We start from the raw sequence: 18558 nt of genomic DNA, 5'->3' as shown, positions 1-18558 counted from the left end.
ATGTTTCTCGAAGCACTGCGTGGCTCTGCGCGGCTTTTGGCCGGACTGATGATGATCGCGCCATGAGCTTGATTCCACGCGACCTCGGGATGAACCAGCCCATTTCCCGCCGCGACTTCTTCGACGGCGTGGCCGTGAGCGCCGCGGGAGGCGTGATCGCGGGCAGGACGCGTCAGGAGACCACGATGGAGCCTGCACCCACGGGATACCGCGGCGGCGCCGCGCAGGCGCTCAGCGTGCCGCATGCGCTACGGGACGGCCGCTTCTGGCCGCACGCGGGCCCGCCCGAGCCCACCGGCGAGACTTACGATCTCGTCGTGGTCGGCGGCGGTCTCAGCGGCGTGAGCGCGGCCCACGAGTGGTTGCGCCGCGAGCCGGGAGCGCGCGTGCTCGTCCTCGACAACCACGACGAGCTCGGTGGACAGGCCCGCCGGGCGGTGTTCCACGGGCGGCCCCAGACGGGCCTGGCCGACGGCGTGATGTGCGACGAGGAGAGCTTCGGCACGGACACGCTGGTCCGGCTCACCGCCGACTGGGTCGGCCGGCTCCCGATCGCCGAGCGAGCCAGGGATGAGCTGCGCATGCTCATGCGGGATCCGCCCGACTGGTTCCCCGGGCTGTCACCGGAGGGCAAACAGGAACGGCTGGCGGAGCTGACGTACTCGGCCTTCCTGCTGGAGGTTTGCGGCGCGCACCCCGACGTGGAGCGGTTCTGCCGGACCATGTCCTGCCACAAGTGGGGCTACGACACCCGGGCGTTCGGCGCGATCGACGCCTGGGGCACGGGCTGTCCGGGATTCGCGGGGCTGGGGCTCGATGCGGACAAGCCATCGCGATTCAACTCGCCGACGGTGAAGCAGGAATGGGGACTTACCGATCACGACATTTACCACTATTCCGAGGGGAATCAGGCACTAATGCGGGCGATGGTGGCCGGGATGATCCCCGACGCCGCCTCCCTCGACAGCCCGGAGAGCCGGGTGCGGTTCCGGCTGTCGAGCCCGGTGGTGTCGGTACGCGACGGCGCCGCCGCGGCGACCGTGGGCTACTTCGACGGCCACCAGGTCATGACCGTGGAGGCCGGGGCGGTGATCCTGGCCTGCTGGAGCGCGGTCGTCCCGTACCTCGTGCCCGATCTCCCCCATTACCAGCGGGAGGCGCTGAGCGCGGCGGTCCGGGTGCCGCTGCTGCACGCCACGGTACGGCTGCGCGACGGGGACGCCTGGTGGCGGGCGGGCGTGCGGCGGGTGCGCTGGACCGGGGCCTACTGGTGCCTGTCCGAGCTCGATCCCCCGAGCCGCGCCGGCGAGCCCGCCCACGTGCGCCTGCTGGCCACGCCGTGCCGGTCGGAGCTGGGACCCGGGGCAGGCTCCGTGGCCGGGCGGCGCGAGCTGTTCAGGACGCCCTACGAGCGCCTGGAGCACACCATCCGCGACCAGCTCGCCCGGCTGCTGGGACCCGGCGGGTTCGACCCGGCACGCGACATCGAGGCGATCACGGTCGACAGGTGGGGCCACGGCAACGCGCCCGAATACTGCCGGCCGTGGCACGCGTTCTACCCCGACGGCCCGTTCCCGGCGGAGGCCGCGCGCCGGCGGTTCGGCAGGATCGCGATCGCCGGCTCGGACGCGGTGCCCGCCGCCCGCGCCGACGCGGCCGTCATCGCCGCTTGCAGAGCCGTGGAGGAACTGGTGCGATGAGGCTTTGGCAGCGAATCTTCCTGATCGGGCTCGTCCTGTGGCTGGCCACCGTCGTCGTGACGAACTGGACGGGCAACTCCAACCTCGTGCCGACCGTGGTGCTGTTCGGCAGCTTCCTGGTGCCGGTGACGTTCGTGGTCTGGGCGTACGGGCGGGGCCGCTCGCCGCGCGTCACGGTCGAGTTGCTGTTCGTGGCGTTCGTGGTGGGCGGCGCGCTGGGCGTGCTCGGCGCCTCGTTGCTGGAGAGCTGGCTCGTCCACCCGTCGATCGGGATGTACGTGGTGGTCGGCCTCATCGAGGAGGGCGTGAAGCTGGCGGCGCTGATGTTCGTCACCAGGCACATGACCAAGCGGACGACCATGGACGGCGTCATCCTGGGCGCGACCGTCGGCTTCGGATTCGCCGCCTTCGAGAGCGCCGGCTATGCCTTCAACGCGCTCTTCACCTCCGAGGGACTGTCGCTCAGGCAGCTCGTCGAGACCGAGGTGCTGCGCGGCATCCTGGCGCCGGTCGGGCACGGCCTGTGGACCGCGATCCTCGGCGGCGTGCTGTTCGCGGCCGCGGGGCGGCTCACGACCACTGTCATGCTGAGCTACCTCGGGGTCTCACTCCTGCACGCTTTGTGGGATTCGATGAACGCCATCGCCATCGCGGTCACGCTGGCGCTGACCGGCCACGCATGGCAGTTCGCGCTGCTGCGGATCGGCCGGGTGCCGCACGTGACCGAGTGGCAGGTGCACGTCTACACCCTGGTGAACTGGGCGGGGCTCGTCGCGATATCCCTGGTCGCGCTGTGCTGGCTGTGGATGACCGTCCGTTCCGGACGCCGCAGACGCGAGATCTTGTCCCAATAATCACGGTAATGAACGTGTTGCTCCCACTGCGCCGGACGCATAATCGGTGCTAGTCTCCTGTGCGATCTTTCGGAGGTGTATTTACACACGGTGTGGAAATGCCCCCGACTCGAGGTTGGGACATGGGCTCGCGAAACCGGTCAATTCGGTTCAAGATCTTTCTATTGCTGTTGCTACCCCTCTTGTCTCTGAGCGCGCTCTGGGGTTTCGTGCTCAACCTCACCATGGGCGACGCCCAGTCACTGCTCCGAGCCAACACTCTCTACAGCACTCTCGGCGTCACCTCCACGGACCTGGGATTACAGCTCCAGGCCGAGCGCGTGCGCTCCGCCGAGGCGCTTACGACGCGTGAGCTCACCGAGGTGCTCGGCGGCCAGCGGACCCGCACCGACCAGGCCGTCACGGACTTCCGCAAAGCCGTCACGGAGGCCGGCAGCGCGATCGGCGGGGATCTGCGCCTCCCGCTCGACACGCTGCTGACCGCGCTCGACCGGCTCGGCCCGATCAGGGCCGACATCGACAACGGCCTCGGCTCGCGCCTGTCCGGGCTGGACGAGTACAACCACATCCTCGACTCGATCTTCATCCTCTACGACCACCTGGTCGTCGTCTCCGACCTGGCCATACTCCAGCAGGCCTCCTCGCTGCAGGCCATGGGCATGGCCAGGGAGTACATCGCCAGGGAGCACGCCCTCATCATCGGGGCGCTGGCCGACCAGCGGCTCACCGGGCCGGAGGCGGCCGCCTTCACCGAGTACGCCGCCTCCAGGAAGTTCCTGCACGCGCGCGGGCTCGCGGGGCTCGACGTGCCGATGCGGAGGCCGTACGAGCAGGTCTTCGCGTCGGAGCCGTTCCAGACCTTCGCCACCATGGAGGCGCGGATCATCAGGACCGGCGCCCCGCCGCCGGACGCCGCGGAATGGACCGAGGCGATCGACCGGCTGACCTCCCAGCTCGACAAGCACGGCCTGGCCGCCTCCGAGGTGCTGGCCGAGCGCACCTCCGAGGCCGCCACGTCCACCGTGGTCGAGATCGCGATCGCGGGCGGCGTCGGCTTGATCGCGGTGCTCGCGTCGATCATCATCTCTGTACGGTTCGGTCGTCGTCTGGCCGGCGAGCTCGGTGGACTGCGGGCGGTCGCGGTCGAGCTGTCGGAGGAGCGGCTGCCCGACATCGTGGCGCGGCTACGCCGGGGCGAGGACATCAACGTGCGGAAGGAGGCCAAGGCGATCAAGGTGAGCGGTTCCGCTGAGATCACCGACGTGGCCAGGGCCTTCGGTTCCGTGCAGCGCACCGCCGTGACCGCGGCGGTCGGCCAGGCCGCGCTGCGCCACGGGGTCGGCCAGGTCTTCCTCAACCTCGCCCGGCGCAAGCAGGGCCTGCTGCACCGCCAGCTCGCGCTGCTGGACGGCATGCAGCGGCGCACGCACGATCCCGACCGGCTGGAGGAGCTCTTCCGCCTCGACCACCTGACCACGCGCATGCGGCGGCACGCGGAGAGCCTGATGGTCCTGTCCGGCTCCGCGCCGGCGCGGGCGTGGCGCAAGCCGGTGCCCGCGGTCGACATCGTCAGGGCCGCGGTCGCGGAGGTCGAGGACTACACCAGGGTCACCGTGGAAACGATGCCGGCCGGCGCGTTCGACGGGATCGCCGCGGCGGACATCACGCACCTGGTGGCCGAGCTGGTCGAGAACGCCACCATCTACTCGCCTCCCGACACCGTCGTCCAGATCCGCGGCGACCAGGTCAGCAACGGCTACGCCATCGAGATCGAGGACAAGGGGCTCGGCCTGTCCCCGGCCGAATACGGCGCTTACAACGCCATGCTGGCCGACCCGCCCGAGTTCGATCTGGCCGACAGCGACAAGCTCGGCCTCTTCGTGGTGGCCAAGCTGGCCGCGCGGCACGGTATCAAGGTGCTGCTGCGGCACTCTCCCTTCGGCGGCACGACGGCCATCGTGCTCGTGCCCCGCTCGATGGTGACCGACCAGGCGGCCCTGACGGCGGGCGACGGCGGCGAGATGGCCGCCCTGCCGAGCCGTACGAGGAAGAAGGCGCTCGCGGTGGTCACCTCGGGCACCCACGCCGGGCTGCCCAGGCGAGTCCGCCAGACTAATCTGGCGCCACAGCTCCAGGAGGCGACGCCGGAACCGGCCGAGCCGGAGAAACCGGCCGAACGCTCTCCCGACGAGGTACGCGACTTGTTTTCCGCGTTCCAGCGGGGAACTCAACGCGCCAAAGAAGAAGCCTCTGAGGAGGGGCCATGAGTAAGGGGGATGCATGAGTGTGCCGACCACCAACACTGGTGAGCTGAACTGGTTGCTGGACGACCTGGCCTCGAGGGTCGCCGCCGTGCGCCAGTCGGTCATCCTGTCGACCGACGGCCTGGCCATCGGCTACTCCAAGGAGTTGAGCCGGGAGGACGCCGAGCACCTGTCAGCCGTGGCCGCCGGTTTCCAGAGCCTGGCCCGCGGCACCGGGCGCCATTTCGGCGGCGGCGACGTGCGCCAGACCATCGTGGAGATGGAGTCGGCGTTCCTCTTCGTCACTGCGGCGGGACAGGGGACTTGCCTGGCCGTGATCGCGGAAGCGAACGTGGACGTCGGGCACATCGCCTACGAGATGGCGATGCTGGTCAAGCGGGTGGGCCAGCACATCACCACCAACCCGCGCGCTGGAGCGTCATGAGCGATAGCCCGCAGTGGTTCGATGAGGAGGCGGGGCCGGTCGTCCGGCCCTTCGCCCTCATCCGCGGCCGCACGCGCTCTTCCGGGGACGCGTTCGACCTCGTCGCGACCGTGCGCGCCATCGGCGACCCGCCAGGCGATCTCGGTCCCGAGCAGCAACTCATCCTGCGGGCGGCACGAAACCCGATCTCGGTGGCCGACCTGGCCGTCGAGCTCGACCTGCCCGTCGGCGTCGTCCGGGTGTTGCTCGGCGACATGCGTGACCACGGCCTCATCTCGGTGACGTCAGCCTCCTCCGGAGGGACGCGGACGAATGAGCGCATTCTCAAGGAAGTGATCAATGGACTCCGTGCTCTCTGAGGACCCCGTCGCGCTGAAGATTCTCATTGCCGGGGGGTTCGGCGTCGGCAAGACCACACTGGTCGGGTCGATCAGCGAGATCAAGCCACTGCGCACGGAGGAGGTGCTCTCCGACCGCGGGATCGGCATCGACGACACCGACGGCGTCGAGACCAAGACCACCACGACGGTGGCCATGGACTTCGGGCGCATCACGATCCGGGACGGGCTCGTGGTGTACCTGTTCGGCACGCCCGGGCAGGAGCGGTTCTGGTTCATGTGGGACGAGCTGTCCTACGGGGCGCTGGGGGCGGTCGTGATCGCCGACACCCGGCGGCTCACCGACTGCTTCCCCTCCGTGGACTACTTCGAGCAGCGCGGCACGCCGTTCGTGGTGGCCGTCAACTGCTTCGACGGCGCCGACCGGCACAGCGTGGACGACGTGCGGATCGCGCTCGACCTGGACGACGACGTGCCGGTGATGCTGTGCGACGTGCGGCGGCGTACGTCGGCCAAGGAAGTCATGATCACCTTGGTCGAGCACTCCTTGAGGACGCTGACCTCGGCGAACTAGGCCGCTGGCCGCGGGGCTCGCACTCTGTGGTCCTTCAGGTGCGCCCCGCCGCCTGACGCGGGCTCTACGGCCGCCCCTCGGCAGTTGCGGCGGACCCACAGTTGCGGCGGACCCACGTCTCCGGGACGGGCTTCGGCCGCGCTCCAGTGGCCTCGGCGGGTTCCCACTCGCCCAGACGGATGTCCGCCCTCTTGGGCGAGCTTTGCCGGCCTCAGGCGGACCCTGGCGCCCTTGGGCGAGCTTTGTCAGCCTCTAGCGGCTTTGGGCGAGCTTTGCCGACCTCGGGCAGACCGTGGCGGCCTTGGGCGGGCTTTGCCGTCCTCGGGCAGACTCTGACGCCCTTGTACGGTCTCCGGCGCCTTCGGGCGGAATTCGGACCCCCTGGACGGGAATTCCGGCGTTCTCCGGGGCTCTCAGGCGCTCCTAGAGTGCTCTGAGACCGTTGATCACCTCTCGGAGGAGGCTCTCCGTCGGCGAGGAGCCCTTCTCGCGCTGCTGGCGCACCGAGACCAGGCCGTGCTCCAGCAGGTCGCTGAGCAGCACCCGCACCACGCCGACCGGCAGGCCCACGTCAGAGGCGACCTCGACGACCGGCCTGCCCTTCCCCGACAGGCAAGCGATCACCCGCCGGTGCTGGGCGCTGAGCTCGGCGTTGGGCGGGGCGGGCATTCCCGTCGAAACGACGGTGGCCAGCAGGTCGAGCGCGGAGGACGCGGGCCTGGTGCGCCCGCGCGCGACCGCGTACGGCCGCACGACGGGCCCTGCGTCGTCGTCAACCCACTCGTGCTCGCGGCTCACGGTCGAGATCCCCCATCCTGATCGCTGTCCTGCCGCCCGCGCTGCCAGCCGGACTGGAGCGAGGAGAGCAATGCCCTGGCTTCCTCCGGCGAGCGCTCTTCGGCGGTCGGCGGGGTGGGGGGCGGCGCCTGCTGGAGCCGCTGCGGCAGGTTGGTCTGCCGCTGGCGGCGGGGCAGGTTCGTCGGCTCATCGGCCTGCGGCACGCTCGTCGGCCGCTCGCGCTGCGGCAGCCCGGTCGAGCGCGCGCGCTGCGGCAGACCCGCGGGCCGCTCGCGCTGCGGAAGGCTCGTCGGCCCATCAACGCCCGTCGGCCGGTCGAGGCCGGCCGGCCGATCTCGGCCGCTGGGCCGGTCGATGCCCGTCGGCCGCTCGATGCCGGCGGGTCGTTCGATGCCGGCGGGTCGTTCGAGGCCGGCCGGCCGTTCGCGGTGGGGCAGGCCCGAGTCCTGGTGCCCCTGCTGCGGAAGCACGGGGCCGGCAGCGCGCCGCCCCGTGCGTACCCGGCGCGGCAGCTCGCCTGTGTCCGTGCTCTCCGGCCTGACGACCGACACGGAGACGGACTCGAACTCCAGCGGCTGCACCGGGGTCGCCATCGGCTCGACCAGCGATCCGGGCACGAGCACGATGGCGGTGGTCCCACCGTACGGAGAAGGCTTGAGCGTCACCTTGATGCCGTGCCTGGCCGCGAGCATGGCGACCACCGCGAACCCGAGCCGCTCCGTATGCGAGGCGTCGAACTCCGGGGGGCTGGCCAGGCGCTCGTTGATGGCCTTGCGGGTGGGCTCGTCCATGCCCAGGCCGCGGTCCTCGATCTCGACGGCGAAGCCTCTACCGACCATCTCGCCGCGCACGGAGACCTCGTTGCTCGGCGAGGAGAAGGCGGCGGCGTTCTCGATCAGCTCGGCGAACAGGTGCATGAGGTCGGCCACCGCACCACCCGAGACGCCGCCCTCGGGCATCGGGTAGACGCGTACCCGGGTGTACTCCTCCACCTGGGCCGCCGCGCCGCTGAGCACGTCTTCCATCGGGATGGCGCCGCGCCACCTGCGGCCCGCGGTGCCGCCCGAGACCAGCACCAGGCCCTCGGCGTGGCGGCGCATGCGGGTGGTCAGGTGGTCGAGCTTGAACAGGCGCTCCAGCGCCTCCGGCTCCTCCGTCTCACGCTGCATCTCGTCGAGCAGCTTGAGCTGGCGCTGGAGCAGCGACTGGCTGCGCCTGGCCAGATTTCGCAGCGCCTCGGACAGGCCCTCGCGCAGCCTTGCCTGCTCGACGGCGGCGTCCACGGCCGTGCTCTGCACGCTGTCGAACGCCGCGGCCAGGTCGCCGATCTCGCTGGTGGCGTTGCGGCCCACCCTGATGGGCGGGGCCTCGGTCGCGATGTCCACGCGCTCCCCCTTGCGCAGCTTCGCCACGACGTCGGGCAGCCTGATCTCGGCCAGGTCCAGCGCGGTACGGCGCAGCGTCGCCAGCTCGCGGGTGATCCGGCGGCCGAACCGGATCGAGATGACGACCGAGAAGATGACCGCGATCAGCCCGAGCACGCCGGCGACGGCGGCCTGCACGACGATGCCGATGCCCGCGGGCTCCATCCTGGCCAGCAGCTTGTCGCCGGTGCGCCAGATGGCCTCGTTGTATTCCTTCTGCACCTGGTCGGCGACGCCCCGCCAGACCTCGACGTCCAGCGGCTCGCCGGAGATGTAGCTCTCGACCAGGTTCTCCATGGTGAAGTGCTTGGGCGAGTAGTACAGCTTCTCGAACGGGGCCCGCAGCTCGGTGTCGAGGTTGGCCAGCGCCTTCGGGAACAGGTGCGACCTGGTGCCGTCGATGGCCGACAGCATGTGGAGGTCCTGCTCGCCGGCCCGGCCGTTCGTGGCGATGATCAGGGCGTGCTCGCGGCTCAGCAGCTCGCGTGCCTCGTCGGCGGTGATCAGTCCCTGCGCCTGGAGGGAGAGCTCGACGTCGGTGCTCATCGTGAGCCTGGAATACAGGAGGTGGACCTCGTCGGAGATCTTCGCGTACTCGGTGACGAGGGCGCTCGGGGTGAGCCTGCGGTCGTCCACCTTGCGCCTGATGTCCGGCAGCCGGTCGATCGCCCCGAACACGGTCTGCAGCTGGTTCTTCATGTCCTGCGTGAGCGCGGACTGCGTGTCCTCCGACAGGGCCTGCTCCGACAGCTTCTTCCTGTTCGTATCGACCTTGGCCCGCGCCTTGGCCAGCGCGTTCGGGTCCGAGACCCGGCCCGCGATCCGCTCGGCCGAAGCCAGCCGCTCCGTCTGGAGGTTGCCGACCAGCCCGTCGGTGTTGTTGATGACCCCTGTCCAGATGGTCTCGACCTTGAGGAGGTTGAGCGCCTCTCCCGACGTGGTGCTCGCGGCGAAACCCCAAAGCGCGATCAGGGAGACCAAGGGGATGACGAGCAGCGTCGAAATCTTGAATCGGATGGATCTGCCCGATGCCATGACACCTGCTCCCGGATAGAAGATCGCGGGAGAGAATAGCATTGAAACGGGTGGTTTTAAGGTCGGCTAGCGATAATTCTGTGATATGTCGGGAAATTTGCGGCTTCGGGGCGCCGGTTCCGCCGCCACGTCAACCGCACCGACCAGGCCGCCAACACAGCGAGCAACGCCACCTCTGCGCCGAGCAACAACCGCTCGACGAGACCGATCATCACCCGATCGCCCGGCATGGCCACGTACGTGATCGCCAGCAGCCCGAACCCGCCGGCCAGCGCCACCCACTCCACGACCCTCGCCACGGGCTTCCAGTCGGCGTTCGCGGCCAGTCTCGGCACCAGCAGCGCCCCGGCGGCCGGGAGAGCCACGAACGCCGCCACGGACACGTACCGGTGGACCTGGGCCGCCAGGTCGAGGTTCTGCCCGATAGGTGTGGTCGGGACGATCGCGGCCACCACCAGCGCTCCCGACCACACCAGGAGCAGCCGCTCCGGCATGCCGCGCACCGGCGCCCCCGCCGCGCGCAGCCCCGCCAGCAGCACCAGCGACCCGATCCCGAGAACCGCCATCGCGACTTCCGTGACGCCCCCGCGGTCGGACACGGCGTACTCGCTCACGGTCACGTTCAGGGGGTCCAGGTAGGGGTCGGGACCGAACTGCCCGACCACCACCGCGACCACCGAGAACAGGATCGAGGCACTGGCGATCAGGGGGTAGAGCCTCTTGGCTGCGGTCATGGGCCCAACTCTCCCGCCCCGGGCCGCTCCCCACATCCGGCCCTACCCCCACCCCACCCCTACCCCGACCCTGATTTTTTCAGGAGTTTTCACGGTCGCCCAAGTGAGCACCAACCGCCGACCCGGGTGACCGGCCCTCCAGGGAGACGCTTCCCCGCTTCCCCGCCGCCCCGCCGCAACGGCGCCCGGGCACCAGCCTCTTCGAGCCCACCGTGACCACCGCCCCCATCGAGCCCCCTTGACCACCACCCCCATCGCGCCGAGCCCCGCCACACCGCCGACCCGCCGATCGACCGGCTCGGTGCCCGCTTGAACCACGGAACCCTGCCAAGATCGCGTTCGTCACGGCGAGCACCCGTGAGCCTTCACGACCGGCCATGACAGACGGAAACCGAGGACGGCGCGTGCGGTTACCTCGGCACCGCCGTAAAGAAAAGAAGACAGCACCGACGTGGAGAAGCCTCTATTGGTCGAGGATGTGGGCGGTGGCGAGGGTGTAGCGGGAGCGGATTTCCGGCACCGCCTGGCCTTCGTATGTCGCGGTGTCCTCCGACTGCCAGTCCGGTGTCGTGACGAGCGTCGCGGCCTGGTAGGCGGCGCCGTTGGCGACGTATTCGGCCGGCGGCGGCACCCTGATCGAAACGCCGAAGATCGTGGGAGCGATGCGGCGGACCGCCTCGGAACGGGCCGCGCCGCCGATCAGCAGCACCCGCTCCGGCCGCATGTCCAGCGCGTCCAAGGCGTCGGCCAGGCCGCACAGCATGCCCTCGATCGCCGCCCGGGCGAGGTGGGCGGGTGTCGAGGTGGCCAGGGTCAGTCCGTGGATGGAGCCGGTCGCGGTCGGACGGTTGGGGGTGCGCTCACCCTCCAGGTAAGGCACCAGCGTCAGCCCGTCCGCCCCCGGAGGCGCCTGGAGCGCGAGGTCGCTCAGCTCATCGAGGCCGACCCCGGCGATGCGGGCGGCCGCGTCCATGACCCTGGCGGCGTTGAGCGTGCACACCAGCGGCAGGAACCGCCCCGTGGCGTCGGCGAACCCGGCCACCGCGCCCGTCGGGTCGGCGCTGGGCGACTCGGCGACCGCGAAGACGGTGCCTGACGTGCCGAGCGACACCACGACGTCGCCGGACCGGGCACCCACGCCCAGCGCGGCGGCCATGTTGTCGCCCGTACCGGGAGCGATCAGCACCCGCCCCGCGCCGCCGGCCTCCTCCGTCGGCCCCAGCACTCGTGGCAGCAGCGGCACCGCGCCGAAGGCGGCCTTCAGCAGGTCCGTACGGTATGCGCCCGTCGACGGCGACCAGTAGCCGGTCCCCGAGGCGTCGCCGCGGTCGGTGGTGAGGTGGTCGAGGGGCGGCAGCGGGGCCTCGCGCCAGGCCGAAGGGGAGAAGGGCCCGGAGGCGAGCGCGCCCGCCAGCCGCCACGTGAGCCAGTCGTGCGGCAGGCACACCGCCGCCGTACGCCGGGCGTTGTCAGGCTCGTGTTCGGCCAGCCACCGCAGTTTGGTCACCGTGAACGAGGCCACGGGCACCGATCCGACGGCGTCGGCCCACACCTGCGGCCCGCCCAGCTCCGCGACGAGGTCGGCGGCGGCCTGGGCGGAGCGGGTGTCGTTCCACAGCAGGGCGTCGCGTACGACATTTCCGGACTCGTCCAGGCAGACCATGCCGTGCTGCTGCCCCGCCACGCTGATGGCGGCCACGTCGTCCAGCCCACCGGCCGCCTCGATGGCCTGCAGCAACGCCGCCCACCAGTGGGACGGGTGCACCTCGGTGCCGCCGGGGTGCGGCGCCCGGCCCTCCCGCACCAGCCTGCCCGTCTCCGCGTCACGAATGACGATCTTGCAACTCTGCGTCGATGAATCGACCCCAGCGACCAGCGTCACCCACGAACTCCTAACAAGTGCTCCAGCGCAAGCTGGTTGAGATGCGTGAAATGGTATCCGCGCGAATCGGACTCATCGGGATCGAAGGCTCGCACACGTCTCGATGCTCCCCTTATGACGTGTTGTTCACAAGCCCGATGGATCGCGCCCCACACTGATCTCCTCGGCGATCTTGCGTATCTCCGCCACCTCGAGGCCGGGAGCCTTGGGCAGGTCGCGCAGCAGCGCGTCCATCACCACGGGCACGGGCCTTCCGGCGAACCGGCCCGCAATCCCATGGACCGCCCTGAACAGCGCCTCTTCGGTGTCGTGCATCGGCCTCTCCTCGTTCGGGTACGGCAGAACGCTACGGCCTCCGGACGACACTTTGCCCGCTACCCGTCCCGCGTGTTCCCCGAGACGAGGGCCGAGCAGATCTCGTCGAGGCTGCGTACCTGCTCAGGCGTCAGCACGTCGAACAGGCTCCGCCGCACCTGCTCGACGTGCCCGGGCGCGGCGCCGGCGAGCGCGGCGTATCCGTCGTCGGTGAGCACGGCGACGTTGCCGCGGCGGTCGGCGGGGCAGCGCTCGCGGCGCACCCACCCGCGCTCCTCCAGGCGCGCCACAGCGTGCGAAAGACGGCTCTGTGAGCACTGTGCCCTGGCGGCCAGCTCGCTCATCCGCATCGACCGCCCCGGAGCCTCGGAGAGCGCCACGAGGATCATGTAGTACGTGTGCGGCATGCTCGCGTCCCGCTGCAGCTGACGGTCGAGGGCCTCGTTGATCAGCTGGGTCGCCGCCAGGAACCTCCGCCAGGTGAGCTGCTCGTCCTCATCCAGCCATCGAGTCATGCCCATAATTTACTTGAACGCTCATATACTTGGGTCAGATTCTGCGGAAAGGGGATCATCATGCCGGTCCAGCGGCTCAACCACGCGGTCCTTTACGTTCGTGACGTGGAGCGCAGCGTCGCCTTCTACCGGGAGGCACTCGGTTTCGAGGTCGTCATGGGCATGCGGGGAGCCGCCTTCCTGCAGGCCGCCGGCTCGTCGAACGACCACGACCTGGGCCTGTTCCAAATCGGCGAGGACGCGGCGCCGTCGCCGGCCGGCCGCACCTCGGTGGGCCTCTACCACCTGGCATGGGAGGTCGACACCCTCGAGGAGCTGGAGCGGATCGCGGTCAAGCTGTCCGAGCTCGGCGCGCTGGTGGGCGCGTCGGACCACGGCACCACCAAGGCGCTGTACGCGAAGGATCCGGACGGGCTGGAGTTCGAGGTGTCGTGGCTGGTGCCGGCCTCGCTGCTGACCGCCGAGACGCTGGCCGCCCGCGCCGGCATCCGCCCGCTCGACCTGACCGCCGACAAGGAGAGGTACGGCGCCCAGACGCGTGGCGGCGTGGGCGTGTCGATCCCGGCGTGAGGCGGTCGGGCGTGTCGATCCCGGCCTGAAGTACCGTGGCTGTATCAGACTTCTTCTGCCGCGGAGAAGGTCATGCATAGCGATCCTGATCACGTGCTCGACGCCATCGACGGCGTCGTCGAGGAGTGGGAGACGCTGAGCGCCGACGCCATGCGCTGGGCGCCTCCCGAAAACAAGAGTCCGGACCTCATGACCGAGATGACGGAGATCTTCGGTCCGCTGGTCAACGCGTTCTCGCAGGCGTTGCGGCCGGTCAGCGACGCGTTCGAGCGCGTCCTGCATTCGCTGGACGAGGACGACGACTAACCCGTACGCGTCGCCGCCCCGCGCCGGCCTGCCCAGTGCCCGCACGGTCGTGAGCGGGATGAACGCCGGCCCGGCGGCGCCCCACGCCCCGCCGGGCAGCGGCGTGAACGTGCGCAAAGCCGCCACCTCCAGGGTGTGCCGCATCCGCTAGATCTCAGCCGCCCGCCGCCATGCCGCGGTGGAGCTCATCCACCAGCAGGTTCTCCCGGGAGAGCAACCCGGCACGTCCATCACCGGTGGCATCCGCCGGGCTTCAAGCCAACACGGTCGTCAAACAAACCTCTTGTCAGATCGTTCAACAATCCTTATGTTGAATTCAGCTGGTCTCCCCTCACCCCCTGCGACCAGCACGACGAACGAGGTGCTCCATGACAGAACCGGCAACCGCGACGGCCGATGGACGATCAGAAGAGAGCACCGGCGCCTTCGCCTGGTACAAGACGCTCGGCAAACAGGGCCAGAAAGCGTTCAAGGGCGCATACCTCGGCTATGCGCTGGACTCCTACGACTTCTGGGTGCTCCCTCTCAGCCTGGTCGCGATCTCCGCGACCTTCGCCCTCGACAAGGGGCAGACCGGCCTGCTGTCGACCGCGACCCTGGTCGCCTCCGCGTTCGGCGGCGCGGCCGCCGGAATCCTCGCCGACCGCATCGGCCGGGTGAAGACGCTGATGGTGACGGTCGTCGCGTATGCCCTGTTCACCGCACTGTGCGGGCTGGCGCCCAACTACGAGACCCTGCTGGTCTTCCGCGCCCTGCAGGGACTCGGCTTCGGTGGCGAATGGGCGGCGGGAGCGATCCTGATCGCCGAGTACGCGAGCGCCCGCCATCGCGGGCGTGCCGTCGCCATGATCCAGGGCTCCTGGGCCGTGGGCTGGGGGCTCGCGGTCGTGGCGTATACCTGGATCTTCAGCTTCGTCGACGAGACTCTGGCGTGGCGGGTGATGTTCTTCACCGGCGCGCTGCCCGCGCTGCTGGTGATCTACGTGCGTCGCAACATCAGCGACCCGCCCGTCTTCAAGGAGACGAGCGAGACCAAGGGGCGGGGCTCGCTCTCGCAGATCTTCGCAGGCGACCTCGCCCGGAAGACGGTCTTCGCCTCGCTCCTCGCCACCGGCGTGCAGGGGGGTTACTACACGCTCGCGACCTGGGTGCCCGCCTTCCTGAAGACGGAAAAGGGGCTCACTGTGATCGGCACCGGCGGCTATCTGGCCTTCCTCATCGGCGGCGCCTTCTGCGGCTATCTGACCGGCGGCTACTTCACCGACAGGATCGGGCGGAAGAACACCTTCATGATCTTCGCGGTGCTCAGCGCCGCGCTCATCATCCTCTACACCCAGCTACCGCCCAGCGCGAACGAGTACGTGCTCTTCCTCGGCTTCCCGCTCGGCTTCTGCTCCTCCGCCATCTTCAGCGGGTTCGGCGCGTTCCTGTCCGAGCTCTACCCCAGCCACCTCCGGGGCACCGGGCAGGGCTTCACCTACAACCTCGGCCGCGGCCTGGGGGCGTTCTTCCCCACGATCATCGGCTTCCTCGCCACGGGCGGCAGCATCGGCGGCGCCATGCTGTTCGGCGCCGCGGCCTACGGGATCGCCGTGGTCTCCCTGTTCGGACTGCCCGAGACGCGGGCCCAGGCCCTGGCCTAGCGGGCGCGGAAAGGAACCGGCCGTGTGCGATCCGACGCACATCGATCTCAACTCCGACCTGGGTGAGGGTTTCGGCAGGTGGGAGCTCGCCGACGACGAGGCACTGCTGTCGATCGTCACCAGCGCCAACGTGGCCTGCGGCTTCCACGCGGGCGATCCGATGATCATGCGGCGCGTCTGCGAGATGGCGGCAGAACGCGACGTGGTGATCGGCGCCCAGGTGAGCTATCGCGACCTGGCGGGATTCGGGCGACGGTTCATCGACGTGCCGCCCGAGGAGCTCACCAACGACATCCTCTACCAGCTCGGCGCCCTCGACGCCTTCGCCCGCGTCGCGGGCACCCGGGTGGGCTACGTCAAACCGCACGGCGCGCTGTACAACGCGATCGTGCGTCATGAAGCCCAGGCCGCCGCCGTGGTCGAGGCGGTGCGCGCCTACGACCCGCGCCTGCCCGTGCTCGGTCTGCCCGGCTCGGCCTGGCTGCGCCAGGCCGCCGAGGCAGGGCTCACCACCGTCACCGAGTGCTTCGCCGACCGCGCCTACACCCCTGAAGGCACTCTCGTACCGCGGCGCGAGCCGGGCGCGGTGCTGCACGACCCCGTAGCGGTGACGGAGCGCTGCGCACGCATGGCCCTGGGGCGATCGATCGAGGCGATCGACGGCAGCCCGCTGACCGTGCGCGCCCGGTCGATCTGCGTGCACGGCGACAGTCCGCAGGCCGTCGCCATGGCCCGGCGAGTGCGGGACACGCTCTCCGCCATGGGCGTCAAGCTGACGCCCTTCACCGAAGGGAACCGGTGAGGTGAGGCTGCGCCACTACGGCGACACCGCACTCCTGGTCGAACTACGCGACCTGGACGAAGTCGTCCAGCTCTACGATGCGCTCGCCGCCGACCCGCCACCGGGAGTCACCGACGTACTCCCGGCGGCGCGCACGGTGCTGGTCCGCTTCGAGCCGCCCACCTCCCCCAGTGAGGTGGAATCGGCCGTCAGAGCGGTCCGGCCCGCCGCCGGACGCCGGGCGAGCATGGGTGAGGTGGAGATTCCCGTGGTGTACGACGGCGCCGACCTGGCCGATGTGGCGGCGCTGACCGGATTGACGGAGCGAGAGGTGGTGGCCGCGCACACCCGGACGCCGTGGACCGTGGCCTTCTCCGGGTTCGCTCCCGGTTTCGGCTACCTGATCGGCGGCGATCCGCGGCTGGTGGTGCCGAGGCGCAGCGAATCGCGCGTCCGCGTGCCGGCCGGGTCGATCGCGCTGGCCGGGGAGTTCAGCGGCGTGTATCCCCGGGAATCCCCCGGCGGCTGGCAGTTGATCGGGCATACCGACGTGACGGTGTGGGACCTCGGCGCGAGTCCCCCGGCGCTGCTGCGGCCGGGTGTCCGCGTACGGTTCGCCGAGGTGCCCCATGACTGAGAGGGAATCCGCCCTGCGCGCCGAGACCGGCGGCGCCACCCCCGTACGGGCGCTCGAAGTGCTGGCCCCCGGGCCCATGACGATGGTGCAGGACCTGGGCCGGCCGGGGCATGCCGCGCTCGGCGTCGGCCGCTCCGGCGCGGCCGACCGGGGCGCGCTGCGACTGGCCAACCGGCTGGTCGCCAATCCGGAGGGCGCCGCGGCCCTGGAGATCACTCTGGGCGGGCTGGCCGTACGGGCGCACGGCGACCTGCTGATCGCGCTCACCGGGGCGCCCTGCCGCGCCTCGGTCACCGACGCGGCCGGGAGCAGGCACGCTATCGGGCATCGCGCGGTCGAGCGCCTGCCCGACGGCGCGATACTGCGGCTCGGCCTGCCTGCGAGCGGGCTGCGTACCTATCTGGCGATCCGGGGCGGAGTGGCCGTCCCGGAAGTGCTCGGCTCGCGCTCCACCGACACGCTCGCCGGGCTCGGCCCGGACCGGCCGGCCCGCGGCACGCTGCTGCCGATCGGAGCGCCGCCACGGGCCTTCCCCATCGTCGATCTCGCGCCGGTGCCGGATCCCGCTCGGGGGGACCTGATGCTGACCGTCCGGCCCGGCCCGCGCGAGGACTGGTTCCGGCCCGAGGCGCTGGTGGCGCTGTGCGCGGAGCCGTACGAGGTGACCGTCGAAAGCGACCGGGTCGGGATGCGGCTGCGCGGCCCGCACCTGGCCCGGGCCCGCGACGACGAGCTGCCGAGCGAGGGCGTGGTGCCGGGTGCCTTGCAGGTGCCACCGTCCGGCCAGCCCACGCTCTTCCTGGTGGACCATCCGGTGACCGGCGGCTACCCGGTGATCGCGGTGGTGTGCGGCCCCGACCTCGATCGCGCCGCCCAGGCCCGGCCCGGGCAGCGCATCCGCTTCCGGATCAGCGATTCGCAGTCCTTCCGATCCCGACATCCGCAGGAGGCATCATGACAGTGACCGTGACCGATCCCGCACCGCTCAGCCCGGAGCAGGCACGGCTGCTCTTCCGCGACGGCCTGCGCATCCCCACCTCCGGCTGGTCGGCCGGGTGGACGCAGGCGAATCTGATCGCGCTGCCCAAGGACCGCGCCTACGACTTCCTGCTGTTCGCGCAGCGCAACCCGAAGCCCTGCCCGGTGCTGGACGTGACCGAGCCGGGCGCCGTCTCCGCGTCCATCTTCGGCGGCGACCTGCGCACCGACCTGCCGGCCTATCGGGTCTACGAGAACGGTGAACCGGTGGCCGAGGTCACCGACGTCACCTCCTACTGGCGTGACGACCTCGTCTGCTTCCTCATCGGCTGCAGCTTCACCTTCGAGGCCGCGCTGCTGGACGCGGGCGTTCCGGTGCGGCACATCGAGGCGGGGACGAACGTGCCCATGTACCGCACCGACCGCGCCTGCCGGCCCGCCGGGGAACTGTCCGGGCCGATGGTGGTGACCATGCGCCCGATACCCGCCGGCCTGGTGGCGACCGCCGTACGGATCACCTCCCGCTACCCGGCCGTGCACGGCGCGCCGGTGCACGTGGGTGACCCGCGCTCGCTCGGCATCGCCGATCTCGACCGGCCCGATTTCGGAGATCCGGTCGAGGTACGGCAGGGCGAGATCCCGGTCTTCTGGGCATGCGGGGTGACGCCGCAGGCGGCGGTGATGCAGTCGCGACCGCCCTTCGCCATCGCGCACGCTCCAGGCTTCATGGCCATCACCGACGTCCGGGACAGCTCCTACCAGATCCCCTGACCGCCCACCGACCAT

Annotated in this window: 19 protein-coding genes; 13 read left to right on the top strand and 6 right to left on the bottom strand. The window is 70.4% G+C overall.

Annotated elements, in window-relative coordinates; translation table 11 throughout:
* Window positions 1–62 precede the first annotated feature (62 nt).
* From ACTMTI_RS06495 to ACTMTI_RS06470, 6 genes are all read left to right on the top strand, one after another.
* Window positions 63–1700: an FAD-dependent oxidoreductase gene (locus ACTMTI_RS06495; RefSeq protein ID WP_441118759.1), complete on the top strand. Its 1638-nt coding sequence runs from the start codon at window positions 63–65 to the stop codon at window positions 1698–1700.
* The gene (locus tag ACTMTI_RS06490) at window positions 1697–2554 is read left to right on the top strand and encodes a PrsW family intramembrane metalloprotease (RefSeq protein ID WP_441118758.1); all 858 of its coding nucleotides are present in this window, start codon (window positions 1697–1699) and stop codon (window positions 2552–2554) included. Before ACTMTI_RS06495 ends, ACTMTI_RS06490 begins: the two co-directional genes overlap by 4 nt.
* 164 nt (window positions 2555–2718) lie before the next feature.
* Entirely contained in the window at window positions 2719–4821 is a 2103-nt protein-coding gene (locus ACTMTI_RS06485; RefSeq protein ID WP_441118757.1) for a sensor histidine kinase, read from the top strand.
* Between the two features lie 13 nt (window positions 4822–4834).
* Window positions 4835–5242 carry a roadblock/LC7 domain-containing protein gene (locus ACTMTI_RS06480; protein WP_441118755.1) on the top strand — a complete coding sequence of 136 codons (408 nt, stop codon included), beginning with the start codon at window positions 4835–4837 and terminating at the stop codon, window positions 5240–5242.
* Window positions 5239–5601 carry a DUF742 domain-containing protein gene (locus tag ACTMTI_RS06475; RefSeq protein WP_441118753.1) on the top strand — a complete coding sequence of 121 codons (363 nt, stop codon included), beginning with the start codon at window positions 5239–5241 and terminating at the stop codon, window positions 5599–5601. Before ACTMTI_RS06480 ends, ACTMTI_RS06475 begins: the two co-directional genes overlap by 4 nt.
* The gene (locus ACTMTI_RS06470) at window positions 5582–6154 is read left to right on the top strand and encodes a GTP-binding protein (protein WP_441118752.1); all 573 of its coding nucleotides are present in this window, start codon (window positions 5582–5584) and stop codon (window positions 6152–6154) included. The genes ACTMTI_RS06475 and ACTMTI_RS06470 overlap by 20 nt, the downstream gene beginning before the upstream one ends.
* Window positions 6155–6577: 423 nt before the next feature.
* Here the strand turns inward: ACTMTI_RS06470 and ACTMTI_RS06465 are convergent, their stop codons facing one another.
* The 6 genes from ACTMTI_RS06465 to ACTMTI_RS06440 form a co-directional block, all read right to left on the bottom strand.
* The gene (locus ACTMTI_RS06465) at window positions 6578–6952 is read right to left on the bottom strand and encodes a DUF742 domain-containing protein (RefSeq protein WP_441118750.1); all 375 of its coding nucleotides are present in this window, start codon (window positions 6950–6952) and stop codon (window positions 6578–6580) included.
* A complete protein-coding gene (locus ACTMTI_RS06460) occupies window positions 6949–9411 on the bottom strand; it encodes a nitrate- and nitrite sensing domain-containing protein (protein WP_441118748.1) in 2463 nt (820 codons plus the stop codon). The genes ACTMTI_RS06465 and ACTMTI_RS06460 overlap by 4 nt, the downstream gene beginning before the upstream one ends.
* 56 nt (window positions 9412–9467) lie before the next feature.
* A complete protein-coding gene (locus ACTMTI_RS06455) occupies window positions 9468–10145 on the bottom strand; it encodes a DUF998 domain-containing protein (protein ID WP_441118746.1) in 678 nt (225 codons plus the stop codon).
* 463 nt (window positions 10146–10608) lie between these two features.
* The gene (locus ACTMTI_RS06450; protein ID WP_441118745.1) at window positions 10609–12027 is read right to left on the bottom strand and encodes a xylulokinase; all 1419 of its coding nucleotides are present in this window, start codon (window positions 12025–12027) and stop codon (window positions 10609–10611) included.
* 126 nt (window positions 12028–12153) lie between these two features.
* Complete coding sequence (locus ACTMTI_RS06445) at window positions 12154–12342, bottom strand: hypothetical protein (protein WP_441118744.1); 189 nt, start codon at window positions 12340–12342, stop codon at window positions 12154–12156.
* A gap of 59 nt (window positions 12343–12401) precedes the next feature.
* On the bottom strand, window positions 12402–12857 hold the full coding sequence (locus ACTMTI_RS06440; RefSeq protein WP_441118743.1) for a MarR family winged helix-turn-helix transcriptional regulator: 456 nt from the start codon (window positions 12855–12857) through the stop codon (window positions 12402–12404).
* Between the two features lie 60 nt (window positions 12858–12917).
* Here ACTMTI_RS06440 and ACTMTI_RS06435 point away from each other — a divergent pair, with 60 nt between their 5' ends.
* The 7 genes from ACTMTI_RS06435 to ACTMTI_RS06405 all read left to right on the top strand — a co-directional run bounded on the left by ACTMTI_RS06435 (window position 12918) and on the right by ACTMTI_RS06405 (window position 18543).
* On the top strand, window positions 12918–13427 hold the full coding sequence (locus ACTMTI_RS06435; protein WP_441118741.1) for a VOC family protein: 510 nt from the start codon (window positions 12918–12920) through the stop codon (window positions 13425–13427).
* A 72-nt stretch (window positions 13428–13499) separates the two neighbouring features.
* Window positions 13500–13733 carry a hypothetical protein gene (locus tag ACTMTI_RS06430; RefSeq protein WP_441118740.1) on the top strand — a complete coding sequence of 78 codons (234 nt, stop codon included), beginning with the start codon at window positions 13500–13502 and terminating at the stop codon, window positions 13731–13733.
* 368 nt (window positions 13734–14101) lie between these two features.
* Window positions 14102–15376: an MFS transporter gene (locus ACTMTI_RS06425; protein ID WP_441118738.1), complete on the top strand. Its 1275-nt coding sequence runs from the start codon at window positions 14102–14104 to the stop codon at window positions 15374–15376.
* 22 nt (window positions 15377–15398) lie between these two features.
* Window positions 15399–16178, top strand: coding sequence for a LamB/YcsF family protein (locus tag ACTMTI_RS06420; protein ID WP_441118736.1), 780 nt, complete (start codon window positions 15399–15401; stop codon window positions 16176–16178).
* A 1-nt stretch (window position 16179) separates the two neighbouring features.
* The gene (locus ACTMTI_RS06415; protein ID WP_441118734.1) at window positions 16180–16794 is read left to right on the top strand and encodes a 5-oxoprolinase subunit B family protein; all 615 of its coding nucleotides are present in this window, start codon (window positions 16180–16182) and stop codon (window positions 16792–16794) included.
* A complete protein-coding gene (locus tag ACTMTI_RS06410; protein ID WP_441118733.1) occupies window positions 16787–17752 on the top strand; it encodes a biotin-dependent carboxyltransferase family protein in 966 nt (321 codons plus the stop codon). The genes ACTMTI_RS06415 and ACTMTI_RS06410 overlap by 8 nt, the downstream gene beginning before the upstream one ends.
* Complete coding sequence (locus ACTMTI_RS06405) at window positions 17749–18543, top strand: putative hydro-lyase (protein WP_441118732.1); 795 nt, start codon at window positions 17749–17751, stop codon at window positions 18541–18543. Before ACTMTI_RS06410 ends, ACTMTI_RS06405 begins: the two co-directional genes overlap by 4 nt.
* Window positions 18544–18558: the final 15 nt, after the last annotated feature.

The sequence above is a fragment of the Nonomuraea sp. H19 genome (assembly GCF_052068215.1).
Taxonomy (GTDB): Bacteria; Actinomycetota; Actinomycetes; order Streptosporangiales; family Streptosporangiaceae; genus Nonomuraea.
This window is presented reverse-complemented; position numbering and strand designations above follow the sequence as displayed.